This window comes from Aquimarina sp. KJ22-3, from assembly GCF_055808215.1.
Map to the genome: position 1 here is coordinate 4366693 of NZ_CM147859.1, position 13094 is coordinate 4379786.

Sequence of the window (13094 nt, forward strand, 5' to 3'; positions counted from 1 at the left end):
CATGAAGTTTAATTATAAATCAAATAATTCAAATTCTGTTTCATCCTCGATTGGTTGCATAATAGATATATACTTTGCCAAATCGGAAATATTAGAATACTCAAAAAATGTTGCTACGGGTAGGTTAATTGAAAACTCATTATTAATAATAGATATGATCTTAATGACTAATAAAGAATGCCCTCCTAGCAGAAAGAAATCGTCATGAACACCTATATTATCTACTTTCAGAAGATCCTGCCATAACTCTGCCAGTTTGATTTCTATCTCGGTACCAGGAGCTACAAACTCCTGATCCAACATTGCAGAAATATCCAATCCTGGTAAAGCTCTTCTATCTACTTTTCCATTACTGGTTAGTGGCATTTCGTCCAATGCAATCCATAGTTGAGGAACCATATAATCTGGTAACTTAGCCCTAAGGTGCCTTATGATTGCTTCTCTGTTAAATTCTCCTTCAGAAACAACATATCCAACCAAATGTTTACTATTGTTCTCATCTTCTTTTATCGCAACTACCCCTTGTTTTACGATTTCTAATTCCAACAAAATACTCTCGATCTCACCAAGTTCTATACGATATCCTCGTAACTTCACCTGACTGTCATTTCTACCTATAAAATCAACATTACCATCGGGTAACCATCTGGCCAAATCTCCAGTCTTGTACAGCAACTCTCCTTCTTTGAATGGGTGTGGTACAAACTTTTCTGAAGTCAATTCCTCTTTGTTGAGATATCCCTTGGATACACCAGAACCGCCGATGTATAACTCTCCTGCAATACCAATCGGTAGTAACTGCTGATTCGAATCCAGGATATAAAAAGTAGTATTGGATAATGGCTTACCAATTGGAACGCTCGATAAACGATCTAAGCTAGAAATATCTTCAGCTTCAAAATATGAACTATCTATGGTGGTTTCAGTTGTACCATAACTATTGATGATACGAACAGAAGCTCCAAAACGCTCTAATAAACGTTTGAAATCAACTGTTGCACATAAATCCGATCCCAGGATCAATAAACGTAACCATGAAATTGGTAATGACTCTTCGTACACATAATCCATTAGAGGAATGGCTAACGAGGGAGTTAACTCTATGATATTGATCTGGTGTAAGGATAGTAATTCATAGAAACCTTCAGGATCAAAACGAATCTCTGCGGGACAGATCACCATCGTACCACCGAATAAAAGACTACGACATACATCGCCAGTAAACACATCAAATGAGAAACTCGCCATCTGCAATAATTTAGTATCTTCATCCAGACCATACTCATCTTGCCAACTTAACGCAATATTCAATAAAGAAGAATGCTTCACCATTACTCCTTTTGGATGACCTGTAGTACCCGAAGTGTAGATGAGACAAACTGTATCCTCTGGTTGCAAAGAAGTTAGTATACTTTCTGTGGATTCTTCACCGATCTTGTTCCAATCAGTATCCAGTAAAATAACATCCAACCCTTCTTTGATGGATATTGATTCTGTATCAATACTACTGCTTAGTACTAACACTACTCCAGAATCCTCTAACATATAATTGATACGATCTGATGGATATTCTGGATCAATAGGCACATAAGCGCCTCCGGATTTGATTACTCCCAAAACTCCTATAATCATCTCTATTGATCTAGAGATACTAATCCCTACCAGGGTGTTTTCTGTAACTCCTTTATTTCTTAGATGATACGCCAATTGTGTTGAACGAGCATCTAATTCTGCATAGGTAAGTGAATCGTTGCCATAAATTAAAGCAACTTTATTAGGTGTTTTCTTTACTTGGTTAGAAAACAGATCAACTACTGTTTGAGTTTCATCATAAGTAAAGGTTGTTGCATTAAACTCCAATAACAATCGTTCTTTTTCTTCACTTGTAAGTATTTCTAAGTGACTAATGGCTTCATCAGGATTCTTAACAATACTGCGCAATAACACCTCAAAATGTGCCGCCATACGTTGGATTGTAGGTCTACGAAAAAGAGCCGTACAATATTCTATATCTACTTCTAAGACATTATCTATCTCAACAACATCCAAACTTAAATCAAATTGTGAAGTGCGAGTTTCCAGATCCTGTTTGATCATCTTGGTGTTTCCAAGCTCAAAATTCATCTCATTATCTGACACCTCATTATTTTGTAAAGCAAACATCACCTGAAATAGGGGACTACGACTCATGTCGCGATCTGGTACTACTTCACTTACAATCTTCTCAAAAGGAACTTGTTGATGTTCGTAGGCATCCAAGGTGTTTTCGCGAACCTGAGAAAGCACCTCTTCAAAACTTGGATTACCACTCAAATCGCTACGCAAAGCCAAGGTATTTACAAAAAATCCGATCAGTTCGGAAACCTCTTCCTGTTCTCTATTTGCTATAGGAGTACCTATACAAATATCATCCTGACCACTATATCTGTGCATCAATACTTTAAAGGCAGATAACAAAGTCATGAACAAGGTAGTCCCACGTTCTTTAGACAGTTCTTTAATCCCTTCAACAATATCACTATCCAACTCAAAACTTAAGCTGGCTCCTTCCAGGCTTTGCTCTTTGGGACGTACATAGTCCAACGGTAATTCTAATGGAATAACTCCATCTAAAGTGTCTTTCCAATATCCTAGTTGCGTATCCAAACGCTCTCCTGACAGGTACTCCCGTTGCCAAATACTATAGTCCGCATACTGAATCGGTAAGGTTGCTAAATGTAAATCAACACTCGACAATATAGATTCGTATACTTGTAATAGTTCGTTTAGAAGTACGGAAAAAGACCAACCATCTGAAGCAATATGATGCATGTTAAAGATCAATAACTTCGCTTTACCTTCTTCTTCTAGTAACGTAACTCGTAGCATATGATCACAACTCAAATCAAAGGGACGCTCAATCTCATTATTAATTAAGGTCTCTAGCCCTACTGAGGACAATCCATCGATTGATAATGTAGGTTCTAATTGCCATTCATTTTCTGGTATTGCCTGTTGATATGCCTCTCCTGCAAATTCTTTATATACAGTACGTAACACTTCATGGCGATTGATGATTACGTTTATAGAAGCTTGTAGGATCTCAATATCGATATCTCCATTGATTTTGAAGACACCGGGCATATGGTACGAAGTATCTCCTTCGATAAATCGGTCTAGGAACCATAAACGCTCCTGTGCAAAGGATAGTGGAATACGCTTTGGACGCTCAACACTACCGATGCTTACTACACTGCTCTTCTCTAAACTATCAATATAACTACACAAGTCTACTAACCTGGTGTAACTAAACAAGTCTCTAATACGAATATCCACTTCAAACTCACTGCGGATATAAGTAGCTACTCTGGTCGCTAGTAACGAATGACCTCCCAATACAAAGAAATCATCCTCTATACCCACTCTTTCTACTCCTAATAACTCTGACCAATACTGTGATAATTTTACTTCTGTAGCTGTTTGTGGAGCTACATATTCAACTCCCTGTAGCTCGGATACATCAACACTTGGTAAAGACTTCTTATCTACCTTACCATTGCGGTTCAATGGTAGACTATCCAGTAGTACCCATAACTGTGGGATCATATAGTCTGGCAGGCGCTCACTTAAACCGCTTATAATCCCTTCTCGATCCAAATCTGCTTCTACAACTACATAACCTACCAAACGCTTTACGCCCTGACTATCGGTAGTCACCTGAACAACGCCCTGTACAACTCCTGCCACATCATGTAAAACACTCTCGATCTCCCCTAGCTCGATGCGATACCCTCTAATCTTTACCTGATCGTCCTTACGACCTACAAAGGCAATACTACCATCAGGTAACCATCGGGCTAAATCTCCCGTCTTATATAATCGCTCCCCTTCCTTAAAGGGATGAGCGATAAACTTCTCACTAGTTAATTCCTCTCTATTTAAATAGCCTCTGGCTAATCCGGATCCGCCTAAACATAACTCGCCTACTACTCCCACTGGTAAAACCTCTAGACTATCGCCTAAAATGTAGACTTGTGTATTTCCGATTGGTTTTCCTATTGGAAGAATATCATCTTCCTCAATAGTAGGATCAAATTTACATGCTATCGAAGTAATTGTAGTTTCTGTTGGTCCATATTCATTGTAAAACTCATAAGTGCCACCCCACAGTTTTGCCAGACTTAGTGGACAAGATTCTCCACCAGCGATAACCCTTCTAAGAGCAGTATAGCCTCCATCAAATGGCAAATTAATCAGAAAACTTGGTGTAGCATGTAAATGCGTAATTTCCTCTTGCTTGATAAATTTTTGGAAAGCATCTACATCTAGTAGTATGTCTTCTTTTGGAACGATCAAAGCGCTTCCTGATGTTAATGCCAAGAACATTTGTTCTACAGAAGCATCAAAAGCATAATTTGAAAATAATAAAATAGTATCTGTACTATCAATACCAAATTGATCTTTATGATACACAATATGATTCAAAACTGCGTGATGTTCTATCATTACCCCTTTTGGCAAACCAGTAGAACCTGATGTATAGATGATATAGGCCAATTGATTGGTATCAATCACAACATCACATTTTGCAATAGGTTCTTTTGAAATCTCTTCAAAATCTTTATCTAATAAAACAATGTCTAAATTCTCAGCTCCTTCAATAAAGGATCTATTCGCCGTATCACTCAACACCAATTTGGAGTTGGTATCAGAAAGTATATGAAGAGCTCTTGCTTTTGAATCTTTGGTGCTTATTGGAACATAAGCTGCTCCTGATTTTAGTATCCCCAAAATACCAACAATCATTTCTACAGATCGCTCCGTACAAATAGGAACTAACTCCTCTTTTTGCACACCTTTCTTAATCAAATAATGAGCCAATTGATTAGAACGTTCATCCAATTCTTTATAAGAAATTACCTGATCTTCAAAACGTAAAGCTATATGATTTGGATTGGCCGACACCTGATCTTCAAATAAAGTCAAAACACTGGTATTTGAAGGGATTGGGTACTTTACTGCATCCCAATTAGTCAACAGTTGTTTTTGATCTTTTTCCGAAATAACTTTTACTTCAGACAGGTATGTATTTTCGTCAGTAGTAATCTGATCAACAACATACTTAAAACATGCTAGAATTTGTTCTGCCAACGATTTACTCAATAGTGAACTTCTAAAATCTAAGCTCATGATTAATTCATCGTCGTTTTCAATGGTATTCAACATCAGGTCAATGTCTGTGTACAATGTCCTATGTTCTTCCAGGCTTAATGTTAATTCTTCAATTTCAATAGGTTTTACACCCACATCAAAATTGAAATACACATTCATTCCCTCATACAACTTTTGTCCTTCTTGCCTATGTAAATCAATAAAATAACCGTAAGGATAATCCTGATGATCAAAAGCATCAAATAATCTACGTCTAAGATCTTTTACATATGCTGTTACCGATTCTTTTGGATCATAATGAGAGGTTAAAGGCATGATGTGTGAAAAATAACCGATAGATTTTTCAACATTCGACATTCCTCTTCCTCCTACCGGAATCCCTAGAACAATATCTTTGGATTGGCTTAATTTAAAAAGTAACAACTCAAATGCTGAAAGAAAAGTCATAAACAGCGTCAACCCATGCTTGTTACTCCATTGCTTATAGTTATTAAGTTCTTCTGAAGAAATCACACATTTTACAAAATCACTTTGATTTTCGTTCGCCTTGGTGTCTCTGTGAAAAGGAAGATCTATTTTAAGTTTTTTGTCAGAAAACAATGTATTAAAGTATGTTTCATCCTCTTTCCATCGCTGACTTGCTTTATACTCATTTAACCAGTTTACATAATCCGAAAATTGAACTTCAACTGCTTTATTAGGAATTTCACCTTTACTTATTGCTTTATAAGCATCTGTAAGTTCTTCAATAAACAATGCGCACGACCAACCATCAGAAATAATATGATGTAGAGAAACTAACAAAACATGTTGTTCCTGATCCAGCTTCACTAAATTTAAACGGATCAAAGGTCCTTCGGTAAAAGAAAATGGCTGATCTAGCTCTTCTTTAATAAGTAGTTGATACTTCTCAACTTTATTTTCATCCGCTACATCAGATATATCTATTTGGTGGAGTGGGATCGTAATCGAATCATCGTAGATCAAAAATTCCCCGTCCTCAGAAAATTTACTTTTTAAAATTTCATGATTATTGAGTAAACTATCCAATGCTTTTTCTAAGTATTGAAGGTTTACCTTTCCTTTCATATCAATGCTAAAAGACAATATATATCCCAAGGACTGCTCCTTGTTAATTTCATCTAATAAAAACAATTGTCTTTGAGCCAAAGTAGATTCATGCGACTTTACAGAAGGCAAAACGTTTTTGTGATCAATATCTCTTGAACCAGTGCCATCTAATCGATGTACCGTAAGCACACATTCGCAGATCGCTTCATAAATTTCTTCAACATCTTTTTCGTCGTGGGCAAATGATAAAAATAAATTATTGGCTGCCCAGGCATATATTCCTTTTTCGATAAGACGGAAAAGTAGTAGATCAAAATTGCCTTTGTATTTGAAACAGAATAGTGATCCAAAATGATGCATTTCGATAGGAAGAGACTCTTTCTTAAAATATTGATTAAGTCTTGCTATAAGATCTGCTGTTTTTTGATTGAGTTGTTGATACGCTTCTACTCCTATTTCTTTAATCTTAAGTAATACTGCTTTTGATGCCGCCATGGCCAAAGGATGTCTGGTAAAAGTTCCTGCAATAAGCGTTTTACTAGCTTCTGGATAGGAATCGTCTCCATAATTCCAATTTCCTCCATCTACAGCGTCAAGATATTTGCTAGAACCAGCGATAACCCCGATCGGCATACCTCCTCCAACGATCTTTCCATAGGTAGCAATATCTGCTCTTATTCCAAAGTATTCCTGAGCTCCTCCTGGCATAATTCTAAAACCAGTGATCATTTCATCAAAAATGAAAGGTACATCCAACTCTTTGGTCAAAGCTCTTAATTCCTTGATCAATTCAATAGGTTGATATCCGGGATATCTACTTCTTACGGGCTCTATCATTACTCCAGCCAAATCGTCTGCATGAGCCCTGATTTGATCCAAAATATCATCATCAGAGTAGTTCAGCACAATTAGATCCTGAACCATATTTTTAGGAATTCCTGATACCATAGGTTCGATATCTGTTTCACTATCTCCTGCAACTCCCAGAATAAGTTCTGAATGTCCATGATAGGACCCAGAAAAGATTACGATCTTATTTTTTCCTGTAACCGATCTTGCCAAACGCAATGCAAAAGAAACTGCTTCACTACCTGTATTTGCAAAGCATACCCTCTCCATCCCTGTTATTTCTGAAATCAAATTGGCTACCTCTCCTGATAATTCAGCCAATGGTCCTATGTTAATTCCTTTTTGTAATTGGTTTTGTATAGCCTCTACGATAAAATCTGGCTGATGACCAAAAATGCAAGACCCCATCCCCATAGTAATATCGATGTATTCATTATCATCAATATCGGTAAAACGAGATCCAGCTGCAGTAGCTGTTACAATCGGGTAGACCATTTCTTTTGTAGACATTCTAAACCCTAAAGTAGAACGGTAATCGGACAATACTTTTTTATTGCGATTTGCGTATAATTTTGAGTTTGGTGTTTTCTTGGTGTACGCCTCGATTAATCCAGGTAGTTGTTGCTCTTGATTATCTGGCAATTTGGTAAAGAAGAAATCTTTATCCCCAAAAGAAGAAGGAAGAATCGCTTTTTCTTTGGTTTTACCTCCTGAACTTTTGAGACCAGATACTCCATTAATCTGAAGTCCTTCGAGGTTTTGTAAATTCTCACCACTATCTGAAATTTGTAAATACTGTGATAGAATTCTATTCTGTTCTGCAAATTGCTCACGTATGATCTGAAGTACATCTGTATTGGCTTCAGAATTAGTTTTTGATACACCGTTTATTTTTACTTGTTCCAGAGAAGATTTTTTATTCTTCTCTTGTTTATCATTTTCAACTTGCTCTGCTATTATTGGACTGTTTTCCTCAACATAAGATATCAAGGATTTAAGATCTATAAGATCTTCAAACAGCCTACGTATTGGTATTTTGATATTAAATTCTTTCTCAATTTTTTTGGTGCATTCTAGTAAAACAATAGAATCTGCACCCAACTCCAAAAGCGTAGTGTCATGAGAAATTTCGGCTACATCAATTTGTAATGATCCAGAAATGATGTTTTTGATTTTTTCTTCAATATCGTTTATGATATTTTTGATACTTGTTGTTTCATGAGTTTCTTCCTTTGTTAAAACAACAGTGTTTTCTACTTTCACCTCATCACTCTGCACAGGGTCTAACCAATACTTTTTATGCTGAAATGCGTACGTTGGCAATCCTACTTTGCTAGCATTTCTGTTCTTATAAAAATTAACCCAATCCACAATTCCGCCACACTCATACCACTCAGCTAATCCTTGCAGCATCTGTTGTATTTCGTCATTATTTTTCTTTAATGAAGGAATCCAGATAGCATCATGATTATCTTCTAAACATTGACTTCCCATTACTGTAAGTATAGGATGCGCACCTATTTCTACATATCGTTGAACATCTAACGATTCAAGCGTTAACATCCCATCATAAAAATGTACAGGAGCGCTAACATGATCAATCCAATACTGTGCTGTGCTCAATTCGTCTTTTATAATACCCCCAGTAACCGTGCTTACAATTTTATATGTTGAACGCTTATAGGTTAAAGATTCGGCAACCTTCTTAAATTCATCCAGCATCGGCTTCATCATAGGAGAATGAAAAGCGTGAGAAACGGTAAGTGGTTTGTGTTTTATTCCTTTAAACGAGAAATCATCACAAATTTTCTTCAAGGTTTTTTCATTACCCGAAATAACGGTCTGATTTGGTCCGTTTATCGCTGCAATCGAAATTTCATCTTTATACTTATCAATATATGCGGATACAGCTACAGCAGTACTTTGCACTGCAACCATACTTCCTTTTTCACAAAGCTCTTGCATCAAACGTCCCCTTGAAGCTACTAGTTTCAGACTATCTTCCAAGCTTAAAACTCCTGCAACACAAGCTGCTGTAATCTCTCCTATACTATGACCCAGCAGTATTTCGGGAGTAACTCCCCAGCTACTCCAAAGTTGATATAAGGCATATCCAATCGAAAAAATTACCGGTTGGGTATACATTGTTTGATCAATCAACTTCTCATTTTCTGATCCTTCTTCGGCAAACATGATGGTCAACAAATCTTTTTCTAAAAGAGGCTTCAATATCTCTGCGCACTGATCTAGAGAAGATCTAAAAACAGGCTCAGAAGCATATAGGGTTTTACCCATCCCGATATATTGAGAGCCTTGTCCTGTAAATATAAAAGCTGTTTTGGCCGAAGTTGCCTGTGTATTCTCTTGTACTTTGGCAGCACCCAGCTGGGTCAAAAGATCTTCTTTACTTTCTGCTACTATTCCCAAACGGTTACCAAAATGATCTCTGGCAACTCCCAAACTGTAAGACACATCTTGCAAATCAACTGCTTCATTTGCTTTCAAATAGGTAACAAGGTTTGATATTTGCGCTTCCAGAGCTTTTGCATTTTTACCTGATATCGTAACTAACTCTGAAGTTCTTGGTGCTACATTAGTTTCTCTATCGTTTTTGCTTTCTATCAAAAATTCTTCTAATATGATATGTGCATTTGCACCTCCAAATCCAAACGAACTGATTCCCGCTCGTTTTGGTTCGTTATTTTCTTTATTCCACCCAGTATATTGCTGTGGTATTTTGATGTTCAAATTCTCCCAATTGATATGTTTATTGGGCGTATCAAAATGGATTTGCTTAGGAATTGATGAATTTTGAATACATAACACAGTTTTGATAAGACCAGCAATCCCTGCTGCTGATTCTAGATGTCCAATATTGGATTTTACCGAACCAAGTATTAATGGTTTATTCTTATCTCTATTCTCGTTGTATACCGTATCCAGAGCTTGTATCTCGATTGGGTCTCCCAATGCAGTACCGGTACCGTGTGTTTCGATATAATCGATATCCTCAGGCTTTAGGTTAGCAGTATCGATGGCAGTATTAATTACATCTTGTTGTGATATCCCGTTAGGAGCGGTTAAACCATTACTATGTCCGTCTTGATTGATGGCTGACCCCTTGATTATTGCTAAAATATTGTCTCCATCCTCTAATGCTTTAGATACTGGCTTTAGCAATATCAATCCACATCCTTCACTTCTCACATATCCATTAGCACTATGATCAAACGTTTTGCAACGCCCATCTGGAGACATCATTCCTGCTTTAGAAAGCGCCACTGTAGAATCCGGAGTAAGAATTAAATTCACTCCTCCGGCAATAGCCATATTACATTCATTATTTTGAATACTTCTAACCGCCGTGTGTACACTTACCAAAGATGACGAGCAGGCTGTATCAATAGTCATACTCGGCCCTCTAAAATCGTAATAATAAGATAGTCTGTTAGCGATGATACTAAGGGCTGTTCCGGTCCCTGAATAAATATCTGGAGTTCCTTTTTTAAGAATATCTCCATAATTACTTTGCATAGCACCAATATAGACCCCAGTTTCAGATCCTTTAACACTAGAAGAACTATAGCCAGATCGTTCTAACAATTCATGAGTTAGCTCTAATAAAATTCGTTGTTGCGGATCTAGCTGCTTCGCTTCTCTTGGTGAAATTTCAAAGAAATCCGCATCAAATTGGTCAACATCGTTGATAAATCCTCCCCAACGCGTACTCATCTTATTCCCCTCGGCATCTTCGCAGAAATATGCATCAATATCCCATCTATCTTCGGGAACCTTGATTATTGCGTCTTTATGATTCTTTAAATTATCCCAGAATGTTTCTATGCTATCTGCCTGCGGAAATTTACAAGCCATCCCGATAATGGCAACTGATTCATTATTCCCTTCATTTTCAGAAGGGTTTTCGATTTGTAACACATCATTCTCTGACGCTATTTTCTGAGATAAACTTTGAATATTTGGATAGTTATAGAATAGCGTAGGAGATACTTCCTTGCCTATAAAATCTGATAATTTCCCCGATAAACGGATACTGTGTAATGATTTCAATCCTAATTCTGAAAAAGACTTGTCTGAACTGATCGAAGAAGCCTCTATATCTAATTCTTGCGCTATAGTTTGTGTTAGCCAATCTACCAGCGCTGTAGTATTTATTTTCTTTTCTGGAGAAGTTTCGGAAACTACTACATCAACCTCAACCTCTTTTTCCTCTTTGATAGGTACATCCCCTCGAATCCAGCTTTCCAGCTTTCCATCTACATTGTTTTCTTCAAAAGAAATTCTAGTACCTACACGCTGTATTTTTCCGCTAGATGTTTTAGGGATTCTACCTGGACTTACCAGAACTACAGCATGAACAGAAAGTTGATGTTCTTCGTAAACTGCATCACATATTTTTTTCACGATATCCTCGACATCATAATTACGTATACTAGTACGTTTTATTTCCTGAACGATCACCAGTTCTTCTTTACCATTTATTGTAGTAGACAATGCTACTCCTGCATTATTTTGTAAATCAGAATGTGATTTTTGTACAATACGTTCTATATCCTGAGGATAATAATTCACCCCATTGAAAATCATCATTTCTTTCAGTCGCCCAGAGATAAACAACTCATTTTCATGAAAGAATCCCATATCGCCAGTTCTTAAATAAGCACCTTTCTTTGTATTGATTTTCCCATTGGCATAATTCGTAAATACCGAAAAGGTTTCCTTGGATAATTCTTTTCTATTCCAATACCCTTTTGCAACGCTACCTCCATTGATCCAAATCTCTCCAATTTCTCCATTCTTACAGATCTTTTTGGTTTCAGGGTCAACGATTTTCACTTTTAAATCCCCTAGCACCAATCCGCTACTCACCAATCGTACAGATTCGTTATCGTTTACATCATTTGAACGAAGCTCTACTTTCCCTAAGTTGAAATTTTTCTTGTCTATTTCTAAAACGGTGGGTTCTTCGTTGATTTGTGTACCACTAACCATCAACGTTGTTTCTGCCATTCCGTAGCACGGAAAAATTGCTGTTTCAGATAACCCATAAGCTTTAAAGAAATCAGCAAACTTCTGCAAAGTCTCTGGTCTAATAGGTTCTGCTCCGTTAAAAGCTACTTTCCAATGACTTAAATCAATATCTTCCAGCTCTTCTTTTTGGATATTACTTAAACACAAATCGTAGGCAAAATTAGGTCCTCCACTAGTAGTTCCTTTGTATTTGGAAATTGCCTTTAACCATCGAACTGGTTTTTGAATAAACGCAACTGGTGGCATAACCACAATTTCAAATCCCACATAAAATGCCTGAATGATATTTCCTATCAATCCCAAATCGTGGTAAATCGGTAACCAGGAAACTTCTACAGAATCAGGAGTATGATGGCATGAATTTTTAATAAGTTCGCTATTATGGATCAAATTCGAATGATCCACAATTACCCCTTTGGGATCTCCTGTAGAACCAGAGGTATATTGTAAAAACGCAACGGTCTCGGATGTAATTTCAGGAAGTTCGACATCTACTAGGTTTTCCAGGGTATCCGTCTGCATCCAATTTGATTTCGAAATAATCTTATCATCAAACCAACCGTTACATTTGTTGTAAATCTCTTCTGTTGATAACACAAGGTTAGCGTTACAATCAGAAACGATTTTTTCTAATCTTCCTACTCTTCTCTTTCCTTGTGGAGGAAACGCTGGAACCGCTATTACCCCTGCCAATAGACAGCCAAAGAAAGCGTCTACAAATTCTAATCCTGAAGGGTATAATAGCAATACTCGATCTCCTGGTTTAGCATATTTTGATATGTTTGAAGCTATAACCATTGATCTATCAAACAATGCTCGGAATGTTCTTGAATCAACTTCTTCTTCACCATTCTTCAAGAATCTGTAAATGACTTTATCAGGAGATTCCTGCAGATGTCTATAAAATAATTGCACTAAGGTCTCTGCCTTAAGTGTATTCTTAAGTGTTTTATTTTTGCTGGACATGTGTGGAA

At 37.0% G+C, this 13094-nt stretch carries 1 protein-coding gene; it reads right to left on the minus strand.

Annotated elements, in window-relative coordinates; genetic code table 11:
• Window positions 1-12 precede the first annotated feature (12 nt).
• The gene (locus tag AC0L3Q_RS20110; RefSeq protein ID WP_473282335.1) at window positions 13-13086 is read right to left on the minus strand and encodes an amino acid adenylation domain-containing protein; all 13074 of its coding nucleotides are present in this window, start codon (window positions 13084-13086) and stop codon (window positions 13-15) included.
• Between the last annotated feature and the right edge of the window lie 8 nt (window positions 13087-13094).